Here is a 23626-nt window from a genome sequence, read left to right on the forward strand (position 1 = left end):
ATAATTGAATTGACCTGTATGGGGTCAACTTTATGATTAAATCTTTTCTTCTTCTTTCTCTTTCTTAGACCATATACTAGATACCCTGGACACAAAAGTAAATAACATAAATTTCGCGATTGCATCCGCATCGAAATCAATCGCGCTCGCCAGTTCTTGATTCTAGATAACGTGATGTTGTAGGAATGCCCTCTTAACCACCGCACGACGAAGGAGAAAACCGATGAGTAATGCTATGCAACTGGATACCGTTATTGTTGGCAGAAGAATTACCGTTCTTTATACTTGATGCCCGTTATAGCATCAGGAGCAAAAATCATCCCTCCTTTTTACCCAGATCAACAAGAAATCGGTCCAAGATTTCCTGACCAGCATGAGGCATCACGACAACATGTGCACAAGGCGCTTGTTGCCCATCGATACTCAGTCCCATGGTCGCTAAGCTATAGCGATTCACTACGGCATCACTCGGTTTTCTGAAATAAATCGTATTGGATTGGTGGTTGGCTCTCACAGGATGTAAATCGCTATAGTGAGTCGTCATCTCCTTCAACAAATATGCCGTATTGTCTAGCATGACCTTGGCATCAGCGGCCTGTTTTGTAAATGACGACTCTAAGCTAAAGAAATAAAACTCAGCAGGTTTTACCGCATCGCGCGAACAGGTAATGGTGCCAGGTACCTGCAAAATATACTCACATTCATGAACCTGGCCAAACTGGGCATGAAACGCCTCAAAACTTGTCTTGGGCGTGATGAACAAGCCTGCCGGTGAAGGGAAACCAAAAAATTTGTGGCATGAGACGGCAATGGAGTCGTAGCGTTTTACCTTCTTCCCTGTTCTCTGATCAGAAACTTCGTGCCAAAGATCACTCGCAAATTGGGTATGAGGTAGATAGCCACCAAACAGTGCAGCATCCAGATGAAGATAAGAGGTTCGACCTTTAAGCTTTGATTGAATACCATCAATGGAATCAACTGCACCTTTGAAGGTCGTGCCAATCGTTGCGACCACTAGGGCCGGGTGGTTGGGATTTGCATTCAGTTGCCGTTCCAGATCGTCAATATCCATGCTGCCATCGCGAGAAGTGCCAACCACCACCCATTCCAGATTCAATAAGTCTCTGAGAATCTGAATCGAATAATGAGCTTCCTGCGTGAAATATATCTTGGGCATCTCTCCTGTTTGGCTTTTTAGAATCGTGCGGCCCATATACAACCCGTGCATATTGCTGTCCGTACCACTATTGGTAAGAAAGCCCCAGATATTGTCTGGTGAAAAGCCATACACCGCACCAAACCGGTTTATCAGCTCTTTTTCAAGAAGATGGCTATTAAAAGGAATGTGGCTATGATCGTAGGGATTGCCTACGTTGTTAAAACTAAACTGATTAAGACCCACATCAAATAGCTCCTTGCGCCAGGCGAAAAATTCCTCTGGTGGCGTAGTCATATTGATGGGATATCCCAGAAGCAAATTTTTTTGCTGTGGAAGTCCTTGCATGCTTTTTAGCATTGCGGAAGAAGCATACTGCGGACGATTCAAAAAGGATTGGCCCAGCACCCCATTAGGTGCGCAAGTCGCCACCAAAGCAGTCGCACCGGTCAAGCCAATAAATTGCCGTCGATTCATCAACATGGTATTGATCTCCTGCTCACTGCGCACATCTGGATTAAGATAATGAATAAGAGGATCAAGACAAAAAAAGTTTATTCTTGTCGCTTTCCTTCCTTCTTTATTTATTTATTTAGATAGATAGGTAAAACAAAGGACAGGGATTATCACACCATTCTATAAAGAACCAGGAATCTGCCCCCTTCCTCCAGTATATAACGCCAGTCGAGCAGATTCCTCCATTTCGCTGTAAAAACTACATGCCCCCCATCAATGCTGACTGAAGTGCACTGGCAACGGAGCTTCCACCCGTACCTTGAACATATTGCACAACGATGGGTATGAATTTTTGTACCATGTCAGGTGCCAGGCCGAGTTGCTGGAATGAGCCTGCCATACCAGGTAAATTTCCAGCCGGCATACCAGGTAAATTTCCAGCCGCCATGCCTGCTAAATCCCCCATCATACCCCCTCCCCCGACAGCACCTGCACCAGCAGCAGCAGGTGCAGGTGCAGATACGGGTGCGGGTGCAGCAGCCAGCAGGCCTTGCATATCGGGAACCGAATTACTCAGAGTCGTAAAATCCCCTGCCGACATTCTGGATTTGGCATGCTGGAATAGCGTCCCTGCTCCACCTTCTGCTTGCGGCTGGGTCACGCCTAGTTGCTGCATCAATAGCCCGATCAGACCGGTTCCGGAAGTCGTTGCGGGTACAGCCGTTGTCGCAGCCTCGCCAGCCTGTAGCACTTGTGCACCTTTCTGTACAGTTCCGGCTGCACCAGAAAGATCATCCAAATCAACCGCATACACATGGCTGGTCAAGAATAGCGCAATGCTCAATGTAAAACATGCGCTTAACCATCTGATTGCTTTCATCGCTTACCTCCTTTATGAAAAGAACAGTTCTTGATAAGGAATTAGGATCTGATTAGAAAATTAGGTACTTAGCCTAAACACCTTCCCACTCTTTCCGTAATCATCAGAATTCATGGGAATAGTTAGCTTACCACCGATCCCGCCACTTTTTACTACAGAATGTCCAGAATGATTTGCACTTGAAATGGCCTCGCTCGTGCTCTAAGACACTTTTTATTTATTGGCTTGCCTGGAAAATGTCATTGAACGACATCATCCTTGCTCCTTGAATCTGTGAAAACAAACTTTAGGAACCATCAGGATAGACTGATATTCCAATGATTAACCCGGATATTTCATAAATTCGCGTGATGATCACGCAGGATTTTGATTAATAGGGAAGTTTTGAGAAAGAGGGGTGTAGTGACTCATACACCCGACTGAGCAAAATCTTTCTTATTAATCAAAAGACAAGTGAGGACACGTGCCAATTTATGAAATATTCGGGTTAAGTTGCCGCGTGACGGTATCTTTCCATAAAACCAAGCCATGTCTGGATCCACTCCTCGATCGAAGGTGAATCATCATGAAAGATTGGAATGTTGTGGTCACTGTTGCAGAAAATTGCTTCAAGGACGGTTTATCGCTCCTGTCGAATTATGGTCATGTCGAAAAGACGCCCTTTTATAATGTGCTGACCCTCAAGGTGGTGGATATCGAAGCGTTTCTCGAGTCTTTTCTTGAGAACAGGCGAGCAGATCCAGCCTATCTCCACGTATTTTGCCGGGTCATCCCCTGCACCCATGGTTTCTTTTTTCAAACGGTTGAAGCATTTGAAGAAAAAGCCAAGCAGTGTATCCAGTCATTCTTACCCCAATTGGCTCATCGAAGTTTTCATGTCCGCATGCATCGCCGGGGTTTTCATGGGACGATAAAAAGCCAGGATGAAGCAGGTTTGCTCGGTGATTATCTGGATGAACAACTGCGATCACAAGGGGCAGCGGGTAAAGTGACCTTTGATGATCCTGATGTGATTCTGGACGTTGAAATCGTCGCTCAGCAGGCAGGCTTGTCATTATGGTCCCGCGATCAGCGCAAGCGCTATCCGTTCCTGAAATTGGACTGACTCTGCATGGGGTGATGAGCCACCATGAAACGGCGAGATTTTCTAATCCGATCATCAGCCACGCTGCTGACGCTGATGACCGGCATGGAGAAAGCCATGTCAATAACCGAGGCTAAAGAATCCACAATGAAAACGCCCATTACACTGTTTTTGTGTGGCGATGTGATGACTGGCAGGGGAATCGATCAATTATTACCTTATCCCAATAACCCGCGCTTGTATGAGCCCTATGTACGAAATGCGCAACGCTATGTCGAGCTGGGCGAGGAAATCAATGGCGCGATCCCCAAGCCCGTCAGCTTCGACTACATCTGGGGCGATGTGCTTACCGTGCTGGAAAAAACAGCGCCCGATGCACGCATCATTAATTTGGAAACAAGTGTTACCTCGAGCAATGACTACTGGCCAGACAAAGGCATACATTACCGCATGCATCCGAAAAATGTCGCCTGTCTTACCGCCGCAAACATAGATTGCTGTGTGCTGGCGAACAATCACGTTCTAGACTGGGGATATGCCGGTTTGACGGAAACGCTGAGCACTCTGAGAAATGCCCATATTAAAACGGTGGGTGCCGGCGCAAATTTGCAGGAAGCACAATCTCCAGCCATTCTGGATGTGCCCGCTAAAGGCAGGATCCTGGTATTTTCCTGTGGCACAACATCCAGCGGCATTTCAAGAGAATGGGCTGCTCAGAGCAGGAAAGCGGGCGTCTATTTTTTAACGGATCTATCCCGCAGGATAGTTGATCGCATCGCAATGATCGTGCATCAAACCAAGCGCCCTGGTGATATTGTGGTGCTTTCCATACACTGGGGCGGCAATTGGGGATATGAAATTCCCCAAGAACACATCGACTTTGCTCACATGCTGATCGACTCCGCTAATGTTGATATGCTACATGGTCATTCCTCCCATCATCCTATTAGCTTGGAAGTGTATAAGGAAAAACTCATTCTGTACGGATGCGGCGATTTTCTGAATGATTACGAAGGGATAGGCGGTCATGAACATTATCGTGGCGATTTATCCCTGATGTATTTTGCCAGTATCGCACCCGCTACCGGAAAATTGATCGCACTGGAAATGGTACCGATGCAAATCAAACGCTTTAAATTAAACCGCGCCTCGCCAGAAGATGCAAGCTGGCTGCAACGTACATTAGACGAACACAGCCGCAAATTCAATTGCAGGATTGAACTAACCTCAGACCAGATGCTGAAAGTTGTGTATTAAGCTGCCACCCATTCATTTTGTGAAAGTGGGTAAACATACCGAAACGCATAGTTAAATTTGCACCCTACGGCGGATGGCGCAAGCTTATCCGCCCTACTACGCTGCGCCTATAAAACAGCGCGACAAAGTACCGTGCAGCAGAGCAAATCAGCTTGATGGGTGTGTAACACTCAATTTCACAAGAAATGCTCAATCCAGACTCACGGATCATTTTTGCCTTAGCGCGTTCTTTACAGACTACCTCAGGCCACATCTGGATTCGGAAGTCCTTGACACTGCGATCTGATCCAGTTTATTAAACTGGTTTTCTTTCCCGGTCGTTTCCCGCCAGTTAGATTTTAAATGATTGTAATGACCATCCTGCCATATTCATTTCTTCGGATTATGCTGCTTTGCCTTAGCATCCAACTCACGGAGATGAGCCAGTTTTTCAGCGATTTTCGCTTCCAGACCATAGGTGGTTGGATGATAAAAATCTGCTGGCGGCATGCCATCTGGGAAGTAATTTTCACCCGCGGCATAAGCGCCTGGTTCGTCATGCGCGTAGCGGTAATTTTGTCCGAAACCCATGTCTTTCATGAGTTTGGTGGGCGCATTGCGTAATCGTACTGGTACGCGGCGTGAGGGGTCATGTTCGATCAATGAGCGGGCTTTTTTATAGGCAAGGTAAGCCGCGTTGCTTTTCGGGGCGCAGGCCAGGTAGAGCGCTGCCTGCGCCAAGGCCAATTCCCCTTCTGGGCTGCCGAGACGCTCGTAAGCGTTACAGGCATCCAGGGTAATGGCGAGTGCACGCGGATCGGCAAGGCCGATATCTTCCGTCGCAGTACGAATCAGCCGCCGGCCAATATAAAGCGGGTCAGTGCCACCGTCGAGCATGCGGCACATCCAGTAAAGTGCGGCATCCGGGGAGGAACCGCGAATGGATTTGTGTAATGCTGAAATCTGGTCGTAAAACTCATCGCCGCCTTTATCAAAGTGACGCATGCTACGCGATAACACATTGCGCACATAATCCGCATCGATCTCGGTCACGCCTTCGGTCCCGGCAGCGATATCCGCCTGCTCAAGCAGGTTCAATAGACGCCGTGCGTCGCCATCGGCAAAGGTGATCAACAGGTTTTTCGCTTCGTCGGAAAAATGCAGTTTTGGCAAATCCGCTTGACAGGCGCGCTCAAACAGATGCTTGAGCTCGTCTTCGGATAAGGGACTCAGCGCATAGACCTGCGAACGCGAAAGCAGTGCGCGATTGACTTCAAATGAAGGATTTTCTGTGGTGGCCCCGATAAACGTGATTAGCCCCTGTTCCACATAAGGCAGAAAGGCGTCCTGCTGCGCCTTGTTGAAGCGGTGCACTTCATCAACGAACAAAATGGTGTGCCGGCCCGATTGCTGGAGTACATGCTGAGCTCGTTCGATGGCGCCACGGATATCTTTTACACCGGACAGCACTGCTGACAGCGCAATGAATTCAGCATCAAACACGCGCGCCATCAGGCGTGCCAGGGTGGTTTTTCCGCTGCCTGGCGGCCCCCATAAAATCATGGAGTGCGGTTTACCGGATTCAAAGGCAAGACGCAACGGTTTGCCAGCACCTAACAGATGCGCTTGACCGATGACATCATGCAGTGATTGAGGACGTAAGCGCTCAGCTAACGGTGCAACAGGTTTTTGCGGTGCAAATAGCTCAGTCACTGATCACATCGGCCCCTTCAGGCGGGGTAAACTGAAATAAATCGGGAGCGAGCACAGGATTGGCAGTAAGATCTGTAAATACCAATAAAGTAAATTGTCCGAAGTTGTCGCGCAGCACCATTTCGCGCAATTCGCCTGTTTGGGAAAACCCCATCCGGATCAATTCAAACGTGCTTTCTTGAGCCTTAGGTATGGCTTCCAGCCATTCGATCTCATCATCCACCTCGATTTCTGTCAGATCAAAATCCCGTTCGATGGTACTGCTGCCCGCCAGCAAGGCAGCCGGGCTGCTGCCAATCGCCAGATCCAGTTGACGTACCGTGACCTGATTAAGATCCTGATCATAAAACCATACTTTTTCACCATCCCCAACAATCAATTGCTGATAAGGTTTCTCATACGTCCAGCGGAATTTGCCGGGTCGCTCAAACATCATGACGCCACTGGCTTCCTGCACGATCTGAAGGTTTTTATCAAGCAAGGTTTGTGAAAACACTGCCTTGAAAGTTTGCGCTTTTTGAACGAATGTCCTAAGGCTATCGATAGCGGAAGCCTGAGTAACAAGGGAAAATAAGCAAAGTAACCAGAATAAGCTCAATCGAATCATGCTGCCCCTCATAAAATTAGCCGAATGGAACCCGTACAGTCAAACATACTTTTGTCACCCACCAAGGCTTCCTCAATCATCCCGGTTAGGTGCCAGCACCTCCCGGTTACCATTGCTCTGCATAGCGGAAACGAGGCCGGCGCGTTCCATTTCTTCGATCAAGCGAGCTGCGCGGTTGTAGCCAATACGCAGTTGTCTCTGCACCAGCGAAATCGAAGCCCGGCGTGATTTCACCACAATGGCGACCGCCTCATCATACAGCGCATCCGTTTCACCTCCCGCCTGCCTGCTTGTTTCACCATTTTCGCCAGTCAACTCGTTCTCTTCATCATTCGCTTTGAGAACTTCCTCGACATAACACGGCTCACCGTGTTCCTTGAGATATTCCACCACTTTGTGGACTTCATGATCAGCCACGAAAGCGCCATGGACACGTTGCGGATAACCGCTGCCGGGAGGCAGATAAAGCATGTCACCCTGGCCGAGTAAGGCTTCTGCACCCATTTGATCAAGAATGGTACGTGAATCGATTTTGCTGGAAACCTGGAAAGCGATTCGTGTCGGAATATTGGCTTTGATCAGGCCCGTAATGACATCAACCGAAGGCCGTTGCGTCGCCAGCAACAGATGAATCCCCGCCGCACGGGCTTTCTGGGCAAGCCGCGCGATCAATTTTTCGACTTTTTTCCCCATGATCATCATCAGATCAGCCAGCTCATCAATCACCACCACAATCAAGGGCATTTCTTCCAATTGCACCGGTGTATCAGGCGTCGGGCTAAGTGGATTGGTCAGCAATTCCTCATTCTTTATGGCCTCACGGACTTTCTGATTATAGCCAGCAAGATTACGCACCCCCAGGGAGGACATCAGCTTATAGCGCCGTTCCATTTCAGCCACACACCAGTTGAGTGCACTGGCCGCATCGCGCATATCGGTCACTACCGATGTCAACAGATGGGGAATCCCTTCATAAACAGACAGCTCCAGCATTTTCGGGTCGATCAGAATCAACCGGACCTGCTCGGGCGTGGCTTTGTAAAGCAAACTCAGGATGACCGCATTGATCGCAACCGACTTACCGGAGCCAGTGGTTCCTGCCACCAGCGCATGCGGCATTTTCGCGAGATCAGAGACAATAGGGCGTCCACTGATATCCTTGCCGAGTGCAATGGTCAACGGTGATGGCATATCAGCATACGGCTGAGAACTGAGGATTTCATGCAAACGCACCATTTGCCGCTTGGGATTGGGAATCTCCAGACCCATGGTGGTCTTCCCAGGAATGGTTTCGACCACGCGGATGCTCGCAACCGAGAGGGCTCGCGCCAAGTCCTTCACCAGATTGATGATCTGATTGCCCTTGACGCCGACAGCGGGTTCGATTTCATAACGGGTGATGACCGGGCCAGGATGGGCTGATACGACTTTAACTTCAACACCAAACTCCTGCAGCCGGCGCTCAATCAGGCGAGAGGTAAATTCCAGCGTGTCATTGGATAGCACTTCGACATTTTTCTGAGGCTCATCCAGCAGATGGAGTGGCGGCAGGAGCGCATCCGGTGAATCGCTAGAAAAAGAGGTTTGTTTTTCTTTGACGATGCGCGCGGGTTTCTGCACAGGGGGGTCAGGCAGCTCTATCCGCAAGGGAGAAGAGGGTTCGACAGGCTTTCTATAATCCTCTCTTACCGGTTCCTTCTCGTCCTTGACGCGCATGAACGAGGAAGCCACTTCGGCACGCCGGTCTCGCAGGGCCAATAAGCGATTCCAGAGGGAAAAGCATGACTCTTCAATGGTCTCGCCTATTTTCTCGGAAATACGTACCCAGGACAGCCCTGAAAAAAGACTGAAGCCGATCGCCATCAGAATCACCAGACCGAGCGATGCGCCAGTAAACCCAAGTATCAGGGAAAGATTTTTACTGAGGATTTCACCCAGCACCCCTCCAGGCACGAGGGGGAGCGAGATATTAATCGTATTGAGACGCAGCGATTCAAACCCACTGCTGGCAGTGAGCAGCATCATAAAGCCTGTCAGTGAAATCAGCAGCGTGCGTGGATCAAAGATGCTGGCAATATCGATGCGACGATAACTCCACAGCACTGCCGAGAGAAAGAAAATGACCCACCACCACGCTGAGGCACCAAACAGATAAAGCAGTAAATCTGCCAGCCAGGCACCCGCTCTGCCCCCTGCATTACCCACCTGATCGATATGATCGCTATGTGACCAGCCAGGATCAGTACGGTCAAAGCTCATAAAGATTAATATCAGATACAAAGCGACGCCACCCAGTATCAAGCAGCCCGCTTCTCGTAATAATTTGGAGATTCTCGGTGGCAAAGGATTATTGTTAGCCTTCTTCGCCATCGACTTATTGACAGCACTCATGCAAATATCAGGAAAATAGAGATAAAAATCAGTTTGATGATATGGAAATCATATAGAAATTCTTGAGCAAGTTCTTGTCATCATCGGTTGATCGACTTATGAACCAGCGCAATAACCTGTTATTGCAAGGCGCCCGATCACAAGCAAGTACTACGACTTTTGGGAGAAGCTATATTCTCACGAGTTCCAGGCGCGCTCCAAACTCAGAAAAGCCCGCCTACTTTTGGGCAGCTTTAAGCAATTCAATAATAGACGAATTATTGGCAATATCCAGCGCGGTCTTGCCACTCACGCTCTTGAGCGCGGGGTTGGCGCCTTTGGCTAACAACAGTTTGACGATATCCTCATGCTCATGCAATGCTGCCCACATCAAGGCAGTGATACCGTCCTGATTCTGCTGATCAATGCTGGCCCCTTTTGCCAATAAAGTTTCAACGACAGCCGTTTGGCCATTCTGCGCAGCGAGTATCAATGCTGTAAAATCGTTGGTAGCCTTTAAATCAGGCTGTGCACCACTTGCCAGCAATGTTTCGACGACTGCCTGGTGACCGGATAAAGCAGCCAAAATCAGTGCAGAAGCGCCGTTTGCGTCTTGCAAATCAGGCTCCGCTCCTTTTGCCAGTAAGGCTTTTACAATTTCCAAGTGGCCATTCTGCGCAGCCAAGTGGAGTGCCGTCGTTTGATTCTCATCTCGCAAATCAATCTTGGCTCCTTTTGCCAGTAAGGCGTTGACAATTGCGCTATTGCCTTTGGCCGAGGCAAGCATCAAAGGCGACAAGCCATTTTTGCTTTGCAGATCCGGGTTAGCGCCTTTTGCGAGCAAAGCCTCGACAATGGCTTCATGGCCATTTTTAGTCGCCAGCAGCAACGCAGTTCCCCCTTGAACATTCTGTAGATCCAATGCTGCTTTATTTTCCAATAGCAACTTCACAACGGCAGCATGACCATTCTGCGAAGCAACCGCCAGCGCAGTAAACCCATCAGGGTTCTGCAAATCGATTTGGGTTCCTTCTCCCAGCAATTTTTCGACAGTTGCGGCGTCACCGGTCAGGGCCGCCTTGAGAAAATCCACTTCCTTTTCAGCAAAACTCACCGATGCCTGAGTAACCAGAATGGTTACTATCGCCATAAAAACTAAACGTCTGAATTGCGGGCCGAACAAAATTTTCATATGTTTCATTAATCTACCTGAAATAACGTGATCTGTAATGGTGGTCAAGTATAACGCACCCTATTTTTAGCCGTGTTATTTTTTATAAACTGGAAAATAATCCGATCCAAGCGTCCCTATCGCCGAAGCGGAAAAAACTTTCAGATACGTGCAATCGCTACAACAAAATAAAAAAGTGGCAGCCAAGATGTCAATCGAGTTCAATCTGTACAGCGTAGTGCCTGGGCAGCAAATTCAAGCAGATCCCGGGTACGGTGTTCGATCACGTCGATCAAAATTTGCATATCTAGTTCTTGATATTCATGCACCAAAATATTACGAAATCCAACCATTCCTTGCAGTTTACGCATCATTTCTTCGTCAATCACGCCGGCTTGCGTCAGCAAGGTAAAGGATTCACGGCTATCGCGTGGCAATCCGAGCTTGCGAATTTTCACCAGATGATTGGCGATATCAATAGTTAATTCTGCAGCACGCTGTAGATTCATCGCTACCGCATCCAGGCGAAGCTGATCCTTCACAAAAGGCAAGCCTGTTTCTAGATGATAATATTGATCGATTTGCTTGAGGCAACGTTCAATGCTGACTTTCTTGCTGAGAATAATGTCATTCATGGGTCGTAGAATTTTCCACTGCGCAAGCCTTCATTCAAAATAGCCGCTCGCTCCTCGTTGAGTTTCTGATAGCGCGAAAGCACCCGCATTTCGAATTCATCAACGGCCGTTCCATCTGCCTGAAAAAACCGCCGCCCGCTCATGATAATCTCTTTTTGCAACACGGTCGGCGCCAGGCGCAGGTTGATCAAATCCACATCCCGGTTGAATGCCACCTGCAGCGCCTGATGCAGCTCGCTGAATAAAAGTGAACCTGCCCCTTTCGCCTGCTTGGGTGGCAACAGGATGGCGATATCCAGATCACTTTCAGGTCGTTCATATTCCGTCCCCCAGGAACCAAACAGGTAAATCGCCTGCGTCTCCGGCCAGGCACCCAGAATCAACTGAATCAATTGCTCTGTATTACTCACCACACCCCCTCCCGCTTAGTGGAATATCGCAGATCAACTATTCTTATACTCACGAAAACCAGCTAATAAACCCGCAAAAGACTTGGGTGCATATCGCTTGAATCCCGCTTTATCCACATAAACAAAATCATAATTTATCTCTGCCTGCAGCACGTTGATATCTTCGCACCACTGGCGCAATCGTCGCATTTTCAAGGGTACGTCCAAGTCTTCCTGCCCCTTGGTTTCAACCACCACAACCCATTCAGGAGACAGCTTCACCAAAAAATCCGGGTAGTAGTTGGCGATATCGCCAGCCGTGTTGACGTAATCCAGTTTGAAATGCACCGCCAGATAGTTTTTGGCAAAAGACACCACATCGCTGCAATCTTCCAGGAAACTGGCAAACTGCAGCTCGAAATGACTATCGCCGATCACCCGGTTGAATACACTCTTCTTGGGCATCAGATAACCCTGATCCTTCACGATAAAGGGGCGAGTCTGCCGCAATTTGAGGGTATCACGGATTTCTGCACCTCCTTTGGTTTGCACCGTCAATGCGTTAATCGCTTTTTTGAAAACCTCCAACACGGTTTTAGTGGCAGCCAGCTCCGATAAATTTCGCAAGGTATTGGGCGATTCCAGATCGACCGTCTGAGTAAAAAGCTCATTCCGGATAAATGCTTTGATCTTACCGTATAACACGTCGTAGCCGCTGACCAGGCGCAATTCCTTCATTACCGTTTGAGCGAAGTAGCCGATCACGCTGCGGTAATCCGCTACGCCAGCGGTATCCAGTAGCGTGGTATGCGTGCTTTCACCCGTCGTAATGTCCTTGAAGACGATCTCTCGTTGCTCTTCCTCGCTGAATCGCTGGTAGACCACCGGTTGGAACGCCATCGTACGCATATCCAGGTCGCTGAGATGCTTGTATTCACGATAGACGCGCGGGCTCAGCACTGGAATTTCAATATCCAAGGCATCGATATTTTTTTGCTTGTTATCGTGATCAATCTCGATGACCAACGGTGTTTTGGCTTGGGTACCCGCACCCATTGCTTTGCGTTCCAGCACCACCCCCTCGGCCTGGATCGACTCGACAAATTCCATGAAGGCATCGGTGCCGATCACGCTGACATATTCCTCCACCCCGCCGGGGTACATCTTGCGCAAGCCACGCCCCAATGTCTGCTCCGGCAAGATATTGCTTTGGGCAGCATAGGCACGCAAGCCGACGATAGTCGTCACATTGCGCACATCCCAGCCTTCCTTGAGCATCAGCACCGATACGATCGCCTTGTAAGGGCTTGCCATCGTATCGATCTCATTGACCTGCTTGCGTAACCGCTCCAATTCTTCTTTAGCCTTGCCGGTCGCTGCTTCGGAAATCTCGCCATTGTTCTTGGTATGAATCACCAATACGGCCTCCTTCAATTCAGGATAATGGCCTTCCAGATACGCTGCCACGTCATCACAGTTTTTGGTGTCATCCGTCATCACAAACAAAATAGCTTTTTTATCGAGCTTCTGGTGTTCGTCGTAGGCTTTGCGCCATTCGATCACCCCCAGATCGATATAGTCCGCATATTTCTCGGTATACTTGGAGCTTTGCTGCTCGCAGAGTTTGCCACGACTGGCTGCATCCGGCAGCACAGGGTGCTTGACCACATTCTGCCAGATCGCCTCTACCAGTGGATAATCTGCCACCGTCTGCACAAAAATCGCGCCATTATTGTGTTTAGGCGTGGCCGTCACATCCAGTTGCAAGCTCAGAGCGCCGCCCTTCTGCAACAGCCGATGATGAATATCCTGAATCGACTGGAACCAGGCCAGCCTCGCATCATGAATATGGTGCGCCTCGTCGTTGAGCACCATCAGCTCATCGATGTCGCGCACGATCATGCCCAGATCCACCTTTGAATCCGTGGTAGCGCCCGTAGGGCGCTTCCCCAGAAAATAGTCCATGGTATTGTCATCATCCGGCGAAGGCGGGATATCCTCCCCGGCATACACGCGATGGATATTGGTCAGAAAGATATTGCCGGTGTGGTGCGTCACGCGCACCGCATCTTGCAAGTGCAGCGTGAGCTGGAAATCATCCCGCCAGTTTTGACCCTCAAAACCGTTATCGGGCACCACCGGATCATCAAAGAAAATACGCAGCCCCTGAAAATCCTTGTAAATGCGATCCAGCACGATAATATTGGGCGTGATCACCAGGAAATTACGGGAAAGCCCGGAATCGGCTTCATACAGCTTGTGAAAGAAACTCCATGCCAGCGCCAGACTCATCACCTTGGTCTTGCCGCTGCCGGTTGCCATTTTCACTACGAGACGCCGCCAGCTCTCGTCGAACAGACTGGCTGACACCGAACCACTGCTATCGAAACGCATCAGATCAAATTTATCTTTCACACCGACCACGTCATACAGATAAATGATCGTTTCCAACGCCTCGCGTTGCGCGAAAAAGTATTGAAACTCAACAGTGGCACCATCAGCCTGCGGTTGTAAGTGGGGCTCCTGGAACCACCATTTGAGCAAGCTCTGACTGGTGCGGGTTGCGTCTGCATAATCGCTATCACGAAACGCCTTCACTTTGCGCCGCAACTGCGACACCAGCGGCGGCATGAGCTTATCCATGCTGGTTTCACGCAATGCCTCATCTGCCGGAAACCAGCGGATAGCCGGATCAAGAATGGCATGCGGGGAATCGGGGAAATCGGGGTGAAGGGCCATGCTCAGTGCTCAATGTTTTCTTAGTTGCTCGGCAATTTGTTCCGGCTCCAGACGCACGAGCTTGCCATTCTGATAAATAACTGCGTATTGCCCCAAACGCCGCTTCTTGTCCAATGCCTCGGCAACCGCGCGCTGCAATACCTCTTTGGCTTGTTGTGCTAGCTTTTGAATCTCAGTCATGTTGTACCTCATTGAGTAAAGCACTGTATAGTTCTTGGTTTTCTACGACCCTTCCTGTCGCATCCTGCAAAAAAATCACCTCCGGTACTGGGCCCGAGTTATCCACACAAACCGTCGAGGTGCATAATGGCGCATAGTAGTTAAGCAAATTAGCAATGCTACGCGGATAACGTCGGATGATAGATTCGCGCGGGATACTATGCCCGCCGTGCGCTACTCGCTCGGTAACTCGTGCAATGGACATCTCGACGCTGGACAACCAAAGATAATAAAGATTTACCTGCCAATCATCAGCTAGTAACTCCCGGATCAACCGCAAATAGGTTTTACCAGCCAGGGTAGTCTCAAAGGCGAAATCTTCCCGTCGCTGAATGTAATGGTAAGTCTCTCGCAGAAACAACCGGCTGGCTGCTAGCCATTCCTTTTCCGGTGAAAGTGGAGACAATCCAGCGGCTATCAGATCCGCATTGACGAAATTTCTGCAATGCGCAACTGCAGGCAACCAAGTCAGAGCAAAAGTTGTTTTCCCTGCGCCATTCGGCCCGGCAATAATCGTGCAGACAGGTCGGCTCACACCCTCACCTCCACAATCGTCATGGTGCCATTGCCAAAGATATCCACTACTTTCACTGCGATCTTGCGCCGCCCCGGCATGATCTCCTGGAACACGCTGATCAATTCCAGCGAACGATCTTTTTTGGTACGGAAGCTTTGCCATTCGTTTTCGAAAATGTAATCGCCTGTCCACTGTTCCTCCCACTCGCCAGTTTCCAGGTTTTGCACGCGAATAATTTCACGCTTGTTTTCAAAATCGAAATCCACCGACCAGTAATCGATCCAGTCCGTCCAGTGCTGGGTCAGTTGCTCGCGGGTGATCACGCCGTCCTTGTCTTTGCTCACTTTCACGATCTGGCCTTTTTCCACCACGATCTTGCTCTGCTTGTCCTTGAGCGTCGCCTCCGCGTGGGCAATGGAATCCTGTGAATAAAATACCGAGAAGTCGGTGAGTTCAACGGCTACCGTGTTGCCTTTGATATGCGGTTTGACCTCGATGAAGGACACATCGTGGAACACCACCTGATTCTTTTCCACTGCGCGCTTATCGAATACCTCAGCCGGAATATATTTGGGCGCAATGTCGATGCCTTTGGCGCGGGCTTCATCCAGCACATTGGGAAACAAACCCATCTCGAACTCGAAGCCGAGGATATCCACCTTGGTGATATGCTGCTTGCGGCATTCCAGAATGATCTCCTCGACGAACAGCCGCGTCACCGGCAGATTCACCGGGCCGACCGCCACCAGCCGACCGGCTTTCCTGCCATGGAAACAGGCGAACTGTGCCACTTTCTCCGCCCGGTAAGCACGCAGGATCAGCTCAAGGAAAGCGGCCTCCTTGGTGGCGAGCTGCTGCTGTTTCTGCTCCTCACGCAGATCCGGATTGACGCCAATGTAATGCTGGCGCTCGTATTTACCGAGGTTGAGGATTTCAAACGCGCGGTAATCTTTACCTTGCGCTTTGAGCTGGCGTTGCACGCCGATCATGCGCTTGCGCGTGGTGTGGAGGGCGAATTTGCCGAGATCGGAAGCGATCCACTTGCGCCCGAGTTTTTCTGCGACGGCTGCCGTGGTGCCGGAACCGCAGAAAAAATCCGCGATCAAGTCACCTTCATTTGTACCAAGTTTGATAATTCGCTCTAATAATTCTTCGGGTTTCTGTGTAGCGTAACCAGTGCGCTCAAGCGCTTGAGGTTGCACCGTATTGATGTCAAGCCACAAATCTTGTAGGGGAACCCCCGGCATTTCATCAAGATAACGTTTTTGTTGTGGAACTGTATTTGGTTTTGTTTGAATAATTCGGCCTTGACAATAAAGCTCTTCCATTTTTTCTCGCTTGAATCGCCAAAAGCGTGTAATGCCAAGAAACTCATAACTCGGATTACCTTTAGCTGCCCCTCCAGGTCCTGTTATATCACTTAAGCGATATTTTCTTCCTGTTTCCAGCTCAATGTGTTTATAAAAAGCATCTACATACTCTTGTGAATAAGGTTGGTATTGCATATTCCATGTAAATTGCCCCGATTTTGAGTAAAGCAAAACAACATCATGAATTCGTCCCATATGTTGGGAACCTTGTCCAATATCACTATGCGCGGTTTGACGCCGCCAAATAATCTGGTTTATGAAGTTTTTCCGGCCAAATACCTCATCGACAGCCAATCGGACATGATGGCTAATATTCCAACCCATGTGAAGAAAAAGTAAACCATCTTCCGCGAGCAGATCCCGCATCAGCACCAGCCGCTCATAGATCATGGCAATGAAGGAATCCGCCCCCTTACCCCAGGTATCGCGGTAGGCAATTTCTTCCAGGATGTTGGGTTTCTTCGTGAAGGTATCGCCGCCGATTTCGATATCCATCGAAAAATCGGCGCCGACGTCAAACGGGGGATCGATATAGATCAGTTTGAGGCCGCCCTGTTTTTCGATTTCTGCACGCAGCGGGCCATTCTTGAGCGAGGATAAAATCAGTTTGTTATCGCCCCAGATCAGTTTGTTGGTCCAGCCTTTGAGCTGCCGCCCGCGGTTATCGAGATCGAACAGGCTCATCTGCAAAGCGGTATCCGCTGGCTTTTCCGCGCGCGGTTCGTCCACCTGCTCGATGGTCTGAAAGGGCAGCACGATGTTGCACACTTCGTTCGTCTTGCCGTTCCAGATCAGCTCCACTTCGCGCTTGTCCTCGAACAGCAGGAAGCGGTATTTGTCCGGCAATGGCTTGCCTGCTTCCAGGCGCTGCGTGATATCGCGGATTTCGTTGTCAGTCAGTTTCATCTTATTTCATCTGTCCGCTACATCGACAACGGTTTGTCGTAGCCGGTCAATTCCAGGTAGCCGCGTCCTGCGGGCTGGCCGTCGCGCGTGACCGTCACTGCGCCTTCCCAGTAAACAGAACCGGTTGATAAACGTGAATCGAGTTCCTGATCATCCATCATCGGTTCAAGCTGCCATTCGATATTCCCGGTTCTGATGCGCATGGCGACCGGATAATCTGCATCCGTCAGGGGTGAGCGCCAGGTACGCATGGGATGGAAACTGACTTCATCCGGCGAAAAGAAGGTCATCTGGCCAGCAGCATCGCGTAATGCCGCATACGCCCAGACTTTTTGACCATCCTTGCCGCGTATCTGAAAAGCCATCAGCGCGGAGCCATCGTCAAGATTGATGCCGGTCCAGTCCCATCCTTCCGCGTTCGGATCGAGATATTCCGATGACCATTCGTGATCGAGCCAGGCGCTGCCTTTAACGGCTATAGGCCGATTTTCGTGCGTCACCGTGCCGCTGACTTGCAAATGCGGCTCACTGTAATAATAACTGGCCTGCTCTGACCTTGGTCCCTTGCGGGAAAAGCCATTCAAATCCTGCAGCATCAGCGGCTGCATCGGTGCTAGCGACAGTTCAAGCGCAAAGTCGGCTCCTTCCGCGTAGGTACGGTAACGGCCGTCCGCTTCACGGATAAAATACCAGTCATCCAGTTTTACCTCGCTATTGCCTGCTTTAGCATAAGCCAGACCAAACCCCTCGCGCGCGCTTTTCTCCTCATGCAGCAGCTTGCCGGCTGCCGGATCGGACAGCGCCGCATGACCGATGATCAATCGTTTGGGGGCAAAACGGCTGGGATTATCCTCATCGTATTCGGTGGCCGAGCGGAAGAAAGTCACCTGGAAGCCCAGTGGCTGCCGGTCGGGCGTTTCCAACCAGCCCGTCACGTACCACCATTCAATGCGGAAATTTTCATGCGCGCCAAAATCCTCCGGAAAAATCAGCGCTTTCGGCGTCACGGGCGTATACACCGGCGGCGCGGCCAGTGACATCCCCAGCGTTGTCAGCAATATCAATAGCATGAACAGTTTATGCATCACGAGCTCCTTACCAGTCCTCTTTGACCGCACGGACCACACTGCCTGACACCGCCTGCCGCCCGGCGAGCAGCGCGGTCAACGCTGCTGCCAGCAGCATGGCGAGCGCCATGATCATCAGCCATGGCCACGGCAGATGAAGCTGCATGGTCCAGTGAAACGACTGGGGATTGACGATATAAATGAGGATCAGGCTGATGCTTCCGCCCAACAGGAATCCGATAAGGATGCCGAATCCGGCCAGCAATCCCCCCTCCAATGCCAGCATGCGATAGATCTGACCGCGTGTCACGCCGATATGGCGCAGCATGCCGAATTCCTTGATGCGCCTCAGCGCTTGCGCCGAGAAACTGGCCGCCACGCCGAGCAATCCCACGCCCACCGCGATCAGTTCCAATAAATAAGTCACGGCAAAACTGCGGTCAAAAATCTTCAGGCTGATTGTCCGGATTTCATTCGGCTGCCAGAACGTCAGCGACTCGCCGAAGGGCAGCGCTTTCAGTGCGGCCATCACCTGCTCAGGCGTGACACCGGTCTGCAACCATAGCGCCGTTTCATTGACATGCAGCTCACCCGATATCTTTTGATAATCGCTCAGTTGCATCTGGATGGCGCCAAACTGACGCCCATAGTCACGCCACACACCAGCCACGACATAATCCTGCCGCCCCTCGCTCAGCGGCAAGGCTACCCGTTTGCCCACCTGGTAATCATAGAGATCGACCATCGCTTCCGATATCCAGATGGGAATCGCGTCCCGTGGAATTTCTGCAGGGACTAGCGCATCGTCTGTCATTGGCACGGTATTGCCTGGATCCGCCTGATCGATTGGCCGGGCAATCAGCGTGACAGTCGGCCGGGCCGGATCCAGGGTAATCTGCAGTGAACGGATCAAATCGATGCGTTCGATTCCGGCTGTGGCCGCGATCGCTTGCTGCTCCTGCGGCGTGAAACCAATCGCATCCTGGCGCACCTCTGTGCGCACATAAACATCGGCAGGCAGAATATGCGTCAGCCAATCTTCTATCGACAGACGGAAACTCGCCACCATGATCGCCATGGCTACCATCAGGCTGAAACTGGCCAGGACGCCCCCCAGGGCAATCGCAGCCTGTTGCGGTGCATTAGCCAGCCTGGCCAAAGCCAAAATCGCCAGCGCACCCGCTGCCAGGCGGTTACACACGCGAAACAGGCCGGAAAAAAACCATGCAGCCAGCGACGGCATCCAGGCGATGCCGCCGATCAGTAATAAAGCCACCGCGAAATAGCCAAAAAGGGGCAGTTCAGCCACCGGCGGCAGTTGCGTCAGGATAACCGCCAGCGTTACACAGACCAGCGCGGGCCAAGGGGTACGCAATCCCGCCAGCGCAGTATCCTCGCTCCCCGATTTGAGCGCTGGCGCAGGATGAGCTCGCGCTGCTTCCCAGGCAGGCATCAGGCTGCCCAGTAAGGTCACGCCCACACCCAGCACAAAAAAGAGCACAGCCGCCAACGGACTCAATTGAATGCTCGGCTTGATCTCTGGAAAAAACCCTCCACCAAGTTCCCCGCCAAAAACATGCAAGGCTGTCGCCGCCAGCGCGTAACCCAGCCCAAGACCCAGCAGTGAGCCCACTATGCCAAGCAGGCTGCTCTCGCGCAGGATCTGCCGCAGGATTTGATTACGCGTCAACCCAAGCACGCGCAGCAGCGCAAACTGCGGACGCCGCCGCAGGGTGGACAGCACTTGCGTCGAAAACACCAGAAACGTGCCGGTAAACAACGCAACCAATCCCAGCACGTTCAGATTGATGCGATACGCACGCGACATGTTATGGACGCGCATTTCCTGATCGGCTGTTTCAGTGACCACGTATTGCACGGGCAATTCCTTTTCAAGGGCTGCTTTGAAAGTACCGTGATGGATGCCTTGCTTTAGCTTAAGATCGATGCGCGACAGCACGCCGACATGATCAAAATGCCACTGCGCCGCGCCAATATCCATCACCGCAATGCGCTGCCCGGCATGCGCTCTGGTCAGTCCGCCCGCTACCCGCAATGTCACGGTTTGGGTGCCCAGACGCAGCGGCAGCCGGTCTCCCTGTTTGACTTCCAGCCATTCCATCGCTGCAGGCGACAGAAAAATCGCATCGGCTGACAACATGTCGAAGGCGCGATCGTCAGCAGGCACCCCGACCAAATCCGGCGTCATGGTAACGGCGCGGTACACATCAATCCCCAGGATTTTCAGAGTATTGTGCCTGTCATCCTCCGGCCTGCCAGGGACGGCGGCCTGGATTTCCAGCACTGGACTCGCGACCGCCACGCCTTCACGTTGCGCCAATACCGGATAGAGCATTTCGTCAAAGACCGGTTGCGTAGCGCGCACCTGCAAATCGGATTGACCGGACAAGCTTTTGACGGCTGCAGAAAACTCATTGACCGCCGCGGTATTGATCAGATGGATCGAAAACCCCATAGCAATCCCCAATGCAATCGCGATGACCGCAACCACGATCTGTAGCCGATGCGCCTGCCACTCGCCCAGCAGCAACCAGCGGGACAACAGATTACGCTTCATGCAAACGAGCCGTATCTAAGGATTGCAAGCCACTCCTGGTCAGCAGCAGAATACGGTCAGCCGTTGCTGCGGCTGCCTGCGAATGGGTGACGATGATGCCCGCCGCACCGTTGGCCTTGATTTCGCTACGCATCAACTGGAGAATCTCCTGTGCCGTGTCCGGATCAAGGTTACCTGTCGGCTCATCGGCCAGAATCAGGCGCGGGTGATGCACCAATGCGCGGGCAATCGCCACACGTTGTAGCTCTCCGCCCGATAACTGCCGCGGAAAATCCTGCTCCCGCCCCTTTAGCCCGACCGCGGACAGCATTTCTTTCGCGCGATCGAGCGGCAAATCATTGAGCAGCAGCGGCAAGGCAACATTCTGCAGCAAGGTCAAATGAGGCAGGACATGAAACGCCTGAAAGACAAAACCGAAATGACGCCGCCGCAATTGGGTTGCGGCATCGTCATCACCTGCTGACAGCGCGATGCCATCAATGCAGATCTCGCCGCTATCGGGCGCATCGAGTCCAGCGATCAGATTCAAGAGCGTCGATTTCCCCACGCCCGAGTCTCCCATAATCGCCACATACTCACCTGCAGCGAGGGTATACGACAAATTAGACAGCACTTGCCGTCCATTTACATAAGCCTTGCTGACGCCGCGTAATTCCAAGGTCGCTGTATTTTTCATGATAAGCCGATTGTCCCATGAAAAAGAACCAAAAGGCAGCTATACGGATAAAGCAGGTAAATATCGTTTATCTGTCTGGCTAGCCCGAATATTTCATAAATTGGCACGTGCCCTCACTTGCCTTTTGATTAATAAGAAAGATTTTGCTCAGCCGGGTGTATGAGTCACTACACCCCTCTTTCTCAAAACTTCCCTATTAATCAAAATCCTGCGTGATCATCACGCAAATTTATGAAATATTCGGGCTAGACCTAAACTCATTCAGGATGTTTAGCAGGTGTCATGAAATCTGGCTGTCCTAAGCCAAGCATTTCCCTTCAAAACACGATAGTCCAGCCGCTACGGGCTTGCGCTTTGGTATAAGATACGCCGTGATATTTAAGCCCATCAGGATTAAGCAAGCTAATAATGCCCCCGTTGTTCCCCAATTGCGCGCCCTGACCGTCCAGTTTCACTACGCCAGTCGCACCTGGATTAAGCACCAGGTTGCTGATAAAAGAGCGCTTTTTATTTTTATCTGTGATCAGCCAGCCAGACAAATCGACTCTGCTTGGCGAGCGATTAATCAGCGTCACCGTTTCATTCCCTGGATCGTCCCCTTCCGGATCGACCAGCGCCGCGATAATTTGGATATCGGATTCTATTTGAGGGGGTATCAGGCCTTCGCATTCAGGGAGTCGATGGCCTGTTTGATCGTCGGTATGCCAGCACTGTGATTGGAAGGCTAGAAAGACCGCGACCCATTGTTCCGGCCAAACCTCGATGCCAGCCCCAACCTGTTCGATACTGGGAAAATGAAAAAGCAGTCCGCCATCCTGCCACACGCCGTCTTCCTCAACAAATTGCCCCACATTACCTTGATTCATGTGGATATCGTGAATCCCGTTTCCAGGCAGGAAACCAAAATATTTGTCTTTTATCCCTGCTTCAGGTCCCCAGCGTTCACCAAAAGCGTAAATGCTTGCCCGTTCGTCACCAATGGCGCGTTGCACATAAGCATCTATTTTTTCATTGAGATCATTATCCGGCCCTGGAATATTATGCGGTAACGGACGCATTTGCCTGGGGTCGAACAGATTGCCGCGTATGAAATCCAGCGCCATTTTGTCTGGCGCATTCCCCAACCGGGTAAACCCCTTCTCCAGATTGACCAGTTTTTTTAGAATGGGGTGCTGAAAATCATCGATGATTAAATATAAAAGCTCAGAGGGCGCCAGCTTGGACTTTACATTAATGGCGATACGATAGTCCGTGGTGTCGTCGATAAGATGCACCTCATAATGCGGGCTCGAACCTTGTCCAACGATTTTATTGATCGCCTTGCCTTTCAGAACGCCATATTGTTTTAAAGCCATAATTCCTCCTAAGAAATATCAGTGCAGCAGTCAGTAGGGAATACTGCAGGAAAAGTAAATGTGGCATTTCATACGCCTCCTTGGAGAAAAAGCACGGCGCTGCGCCATTTTGTCGAATAACACGGCAGCTGCCGCATGTCATGCTCGACCTTGAAGTTGCCGGCTGCGCTCGATAACGTCCTGCTGCAGCTCGCGCCAATCGCTGAGAAGCCGGGTTGTTGATATGGATTCATTATTTTTCCTCAACTTGGATGCTGGCTACAGCGTTTTGATGCGGATGTGACGCCATGCGACTGTGCTGCCTGCATAGGCCTGCACACCGATGAAAGTGTGCCACGAAGGCGCACAGGGGGTGAAATTCCCTCGTGCAGCTATGCTACACAAGAGATGAGGGTAGGTCCCTCGGGGTCGCCGTACAGGCGGAGGCTTCAAACCACCTACTGCTGCTGCGTTTAAGAGGCGTGGTAGTGAGCGAGCTAGGAAAAGGCCGGACTCGATTTGG

Annotated in this window: 19 protein-coding genes; 2 read left to right on the top strand and 17 right to left on the bottom strand. The window is 50.9% G+C overall.

All coding sequences use genetic code 11. The features are described 5' to 3' along the window. Positions 1 to 316: 316 nt before the first annotated feature. Both BLW34_RS02890 and BLW34_RS02895 read right to left on the bottom strand, forming a co-directional pair. Positions 317 to 1639 carry a pyridoxal-dependent decarboxylase gene (locus BLW34_RS02890; RefSeq protein WP_090575340.1) on the bottom strand — a complete coding sequence of 441 codons (1323 nt, stop codon included), beginning with the start codon at positions 1637 to 1639 and terminating at the stop codon, positions 317 to 319. A 232-nt stretch (positions 1640 to 1871) separates the two neighbouring features. Beyond that, complete coding sequence (locus tag BLW34_RS02895) at positions 1872 to 2492, bottom strand: DUF2780 domain-containing protein (RefSeq protein WP_090575343.1); 621 nt, start codon at positions 2490 to 2492, stop codon at positions 1872 to 1874. A 565-nt stretch (positions 2493 to 3057) separates the two neighbouring features. On the opposite strand from BLW34_RS02895, the gene BLW34_RS02900 reads away from it, so the two are divergent. Beyond that, positions 3058 to 3597: a THUMP domain-containing protein gene (locus BLW34_RS02900; RefSeq protein WP_090575346.1), complete on the top strand. Its 540-nt coding sequence runs from the start codon at positions 3058 to 3060 to the stop codon at positions 3595 to 3597. Between the two features lie 24 nt (positions 3598 to 3621). Further along, positions 3622 to 4833 carry a CapA family protein gene (locus BLW34_RS02905; RefSeq protein WP_256203543.1) on the top strand — a complete coding sequence of 404 codons (1212 nt, stop codon included), beginning with the start codon at positions 3622 to 3624 and terminating at the stop codon, positions 4831 to 4833. A gap of 369 nt (positions 4834 to 5202) precedes the next feature. On the opposite strand, the gene BLW34_RS02910 is transcribed toward BLW34_RS02905, so the two are convergent. The 15 genes from BLW34_RS02910 to BLW34_RS16335 all read right to left on the bottom strand — a co-directional run. Next, complete coding sequence (locus BLW34_RS02910) at positions 5203 to 6525, bottom strand: replication-associated recombination protein A (RefSeq protein WP_090575349.1); 1323 nt, start codon at positions 6523 to 6525, stop codon at positions 5203 to 5205. Next, positions 6518 to 7132, bottom strand: a complete 615-nt coding sequence (gene lolA / locus BLW34_RS02915; RefSeq protein WP_090575352.1) for an outer membrane lipoprotein periplasmic chaperone LolA — start codon at positions 7130 to 7132, stop codon at positions 6518 to 6520. Before lolA ends, BLW34_RS02910 begins: the two co-directional genes overlap by 8 nt. Before the next feature lie 72 nt (positions 7133 to 7204). Continuing rightward, a complete protein-coding gene (locus BLW34_RS02920) occupies positions 7205 to 9523 on the bottom strand; it encodes a DNA translocase FtsK (protein WP_090575355.1) in 2319 nt (772 codons plus the stop codon). A gap of 217 nt (positions 9524 to 9740) precedes the next feature. Then, entirely contained in the window at positions 9741 to 10703 is a 963-nt protein-coding gene (locus BLW34_RS02925; protein ID WP_090575358.1) for an ankyrin repeat domain-containing protein, read from the bottom strand. A 191-nt stretch (positions 10704 to 10894) separates the two neighbouring features. Next, a complete protein-coding gene (locus BLW34_RS02930; protein WP_090575361.1) occupies positions 10895 to 11308 on the bottom strand; it encodes a type VII toxin-antitoxin system HepT family RNase toxin in 414 nt (137 codons plus the stop codon). Continuing rightward, on the bottom strand, positions 11305 to 11718 hold the full coding sequence (locus BLW34_RS02935) for a type VII toxin-antitoxin system MntA family adenylyltransferase antitoxin (protein ID WP_090575397.1): 414 nt from the start codon (positions 11716 to 11718) through the stop codon (positions 11305 to 11307). Before BLW34_RS02935 ends, BLW34_RS02930 begins: the two co-directional genes overlap by 4 nt. 33 nt (positions 11719 to 11751) lie before the next feature. Next, positions 11752 to 14436: a DEAD/DEAH box helicase gene (locus tag BLW34_RS02940; RefSeq protein WP_090575364.1), complete on the bottom strand. Its 2685-nt coding sequence runs from the start codon at positions 14434 to 14436 to the stop codon at positions 11752 to 11754. 9 nt (positions 14437 to 14445) lie between these two features. Beyond that, positions 14446 to 14616 carry a hypothetical protein gene (locus BLW34_RS15440; protein ID WP_218138750.1) on the bottom strand — a complete coding sequence of 57 codons (171 nt, stop codon included), beginning with the start codon at positions 14614 to 14616 and terminating at the stop codon, positions 14446 to 14448. Beyond that, a complete protein-coding gene (locus BLW34_RS02945) occupies positions 14609 to 15190 on the bottom strand; it encodes an ATPase (RefSeq protein ID WP_090575367.1) in 582 nt (193 codons plus the stop codon). Before BLW34_RS02945 ends, BLW34_RS15440 begins: the two co-directional genes overlap by 8 nt. Further along, complete coding sequence (locus BLW34_RS02950) at positions 15187 to 17448, bottom strand: site-specific DNA-methyltransferase (protein WP_090575369.1); 2262 nt, start codon at positions 17446 to 17448, stop codon at positions 15187 to 15189. The genes BLW34_RS02945 and BLW34_RS02950 overlap by 4 nt, the downstream gene beginning before the upstream one ends. 17 nt (positions 17449 to 17465) lie before the next feature. Continuing rightward, positions 17466 to 18533, bottom strand: a complete 1068-nt coding sequence (locus tag BLW34_RS02955) for a lipocalin-like domain-containing protein (RefSeq protein WP_090575371.1) — start codon at positions 18531 to 18533, stop codon at positions 17466 to 17468. 10 nt (positions 18534 to 18543) lie between these two features. Beyond that, complete coding sequence (locus BLW34_RS02960; protein WP_090575374.1) at positions 18544 to 21093, bottom strand: ABC transporter permease; 2550 nt, start codon at positions 21091 to 21093, stop codon at positions 18544 to 18546. Further along, entirely contained in the window at positions 21083 to 21769 is a 687-nt protein-coding gene (locus BLW34_RS02965; RefSeq protein WP_090575377.1) for an ABC transporter ATP-binding protein, read from the bottom strand. Before BLW34_RS02965 ends, BLW34_RS02960 begins: the two co-directional genes overlap by 11 nt. 317 nt (positions 21770 to 22086) lie before the next feature. After that, positions 22087 to 23124, bottom strand: a complete 1038-nt coding sequence (locus tag BLW34_RS02970) for a DUF2278 family protein (protein WP_090575380.1) — start codon at positions 23122 to 23124, stop codon at positions 22087 to 22089. Between the two features lie 258 nt (positions 23125 to 23382). Then, positions 23383 to 23626, bottom strand: a 244-nt coding sequence (locus tag BLW34_RS16335; RefSeq protein ID WP_218138752.1) for a hypothetical protein, incomplete at its 5' end; no start/stop codon positions are given.

The organism is Nitrosomonas sp. Nm58 (assembly GCF_900107335.1).
Taxonomy (GTDB): Bacteria; Pseudomonadota; Gammaproteobacteria; order Burkholderiales; family Nitrosomonadaceae; genus Nitrosomonas.

Bases quoted from the DNA above. Each gene is read 5' to 3' on its own strand.
- BLW34_RS02960 (WP_090575374.1), bottom strand. From the start codon at position 21,093: ATGAAGCGTAATCTGTTGTCCCGCTGGTTGCTGCTGGGCGAGTGGCAG.
- BLW34_RS02890 (WP_090575340.1), bottom strand. From the start codon at position 1,639: ATGTTGATGAATCGACGGCAATTTATTGGCTTGACCGGTGCGACTGCT.
- BLW34_RS02905 (WP_256203543.1), top strand. From the start codon at position 3,622: ATGAAACGGCGAGATTTTCTAATCCGATCATCAGCCACGCTGCTGACG.
- BLW34_RS02920 (WP_090575355.1), bottom strand. From the start codon at position 9,523: ATGAGTGCTGTCAATAAGTCGATGGCGAAGAAGGCTAACAATAATCCT.
- BLW34_RS02970 (WP_090575380.1), bottom strand. From the start codon at position 23,124: ATGGCTTTAAAACAATATGGCGTTCTGAAAGGCAAGGCGATCAATAAA.
- BLW34_RS02940 (WP_090575364.1), bottom strand. From the start codon at position 14,436: ATGGCCCTTCACCCCGATTTCCCCGATTCCCCGCATGCCATTCTTGAT.
- BLW34_RS15440 (WP_218138750.1), bottom strand. From the start codon at position 14,616: ATGACTGAGATTCAAAAGCTAGCACAACAAGCCAAAGAGGTATTGCAG.
- lolA (WP_090575352.1), bottom strand. From the start codon at position 7,132: ATGATTCGATTGAGCTTATTCTGGTTACTTTGCTTATTTTCCCTTGTT.
- BLW34_RS02950 (WP_090575369.1), bottom strand. From the start codon at position 17,448: ATGAAACTGACTGACAACGAAATCCGCGATATCACGCAGCGCCTGGAA.
- BLW34_RS02965 (WP_090575377.1), bottom strand. From the start codon at position 21,769: ATGAAAAATACAGCGACCTTGGAATTACGCGGCGTCAGCAAGGCTTAT.
- BLW34_RS02955 (WP_090575371.1), bottom strand. From the start codon at position 18,533: ATGCATAAACTGTTCATGCTATTGATATTGCTGACAACGCTGGGGATG.
- BLW34_RS02895 (WP_090575343.1), bottom strand. From the start codon at position 2,492: ATGAAAGCAATCAGATGGTTAAGCGCATGTTTTACATTGAGCATTGCG.
- BLW34_RS02930 (WP_090575361.1), bottom strand. From the start codon at position 11,308: ATGAATGACATTATTCTCAGCAAGAAAGTCAGCATTGAACGTTGCCTC.
- BLW34_RS02900 (WP_090575346.1), top strand. From the start codon at position 3,058: ATGAAAGATTGGAATGTTGTGGTCACTGTTGCAGAAAATTGCTTCAAG.
- BLW34_RS02925 (WP_090575358.1), bottom strand. From the start codon at position 10,703: ATGAAACATATGAAAATTTTGTTCGGCCCGCAATTCAGACGTTTAGTT.